Source organism: Streptomyces marinisediminis, assembly GCF_026262575.1.
In the GTDB taxonomy this organism is placed as follows: Bacteria; Actinomycetota; Actinomycetes; order Streptomycetales; family Streptomycetaceae; genus Streptomyces; species Streptomyces marinisediminis.
In genome coordinates this window covers 1-283 of record NZ_JAPKFL010000137.1, presented here as the reverse complement: position 1 = coordinate 283, position 283 = coordinate 1, and the positions used below count along the sequence as shown (strand labels likewise).

1 pseudogene is annotated in these 283 nt (G+C 53.4%); it reads right to left on the bottom strand.

From position 1 onward, the window contains the following. A pseudogene (locus tag OSB71_RS24420) lies at positions 1 to 209 on the bottom strand (hypothetical protein); the annotation flags it as partial. Positions 210 to 283 lie beyond the last annotated feature (74 nt).

Genomic DNA, 283 nt, shown 5'->3' with positions numbered 1-283 from the left:
GTGTCAGCCTCGTGAGCTATTTTATTGCGTCGATCAGCGATCAGCTTCAATTGACGCTTAACATCCTCGGGCCTAAGTCCTAGATGTTTGGCCACTTCCACCCAGAGTGACACGTCGCTCACTAGGCGAAAGGCGTCAGCCACTTTATCCGGCTGCTGGAAGCTAAGGTAGCCATGCTGCTCGCGAATTTCTTGCTCAAGCCAACCCACCCCTCCCGACTCTAGCGCTAAATGCACAGCCGCTAAACTGACTCGGAATCTGTCAAACCCTCTAGTGCGGTTAC